The organism is Flavobacterium sp. RHBU_3, assembly GCF_046613565.1.
In the GTDB taxonomy this organism is placed as follows: domain Bacteria; phylum Bacteroidota; class Bacteroidia; order Flavobacteriales; family Flavobacteriaceae; genus Flavobacterium.
Map to the genome: position 1 here is coordinate 1 of NZ_JBKJHC010000053.1, position 221 is coordinate 221.

The window sequence follows — 221 nt, forward strand, 5'->3', positions numbered from 1 at the left end:
CTTCACGCCTGTGGCTGAACATTGTTGCCGAAAACGGCACCGCTAACCAGGCACTGGTAGCCTACATGGAAGAAGGTACAATGGAACTTGACTACGGTTTTGATGCCAAGAAGTTTACAGACGGTACTACACTGGCCATATACTCAGTAGGTCAGCAAACACCACTTGCCATACAGGCAAGGCCAATCTTCGAAGCAAGCGATGTAGTGCCTATGGGCTTT

At 49.3% G+C, this 221-nt stretch carries 1 protein-coding gene; it reads left to right on the plus strand.

Annotated elements, in window-relative coordinates; translation table 11 throughout:
• On the plus strand, positions 1–221 hold a 221-nt coding region (locus ACLI1A_RS19610; protein WP_411410390.1), incomplete at both ends, for a hypothetical protein.